A 215-nucleotide genomic window follows, 5' to 3' on the forward strand; every position below is an offset into this window, starting at 1 on the left:
CACGGCGACGTGTGGAGCTGAATGATACTAATCGGTCGAGGCTTTGATCTAGTCTAATGGTTTGTATGAATTGATGAGTCTTCAGTTTTCAGGGAACAACCCTGAAATGGATTGACACGCCCTCGAGGCGATGTTAATATTCTTTTGTCTGGTGGCGATAGCGAAGCGGCCACACCCGTTCCCATGCCGAACACGGAAGTTAAGCGCTTCAGCGC

Annotated in this window: 1 rRNA gene; it reads left to right on the plus strand. The window is 49.8% G+C overall.

Going from position 1 to position 215, the window contains the following annotated elements:
• Positions 1 to 147: 147 nt before the first annotated feature.
• Positions 148 to 215: ribosomal RNA gene (gene rrf, locus KNP75_RS15915) — 5S ribosomal RNA — on the plus strand; the annotation flags it as partial.

This window comes from Exiguobacterium sp. s6 (assembly GCF_018618155.1).
GTDB classification, from domain to species: Bacteria; Bacillota; Bacilli; order Exiguobacteriales; family Exiguobacteriaceae; genus Exiguobacterium; species Exiguobacterium mexicanum_A.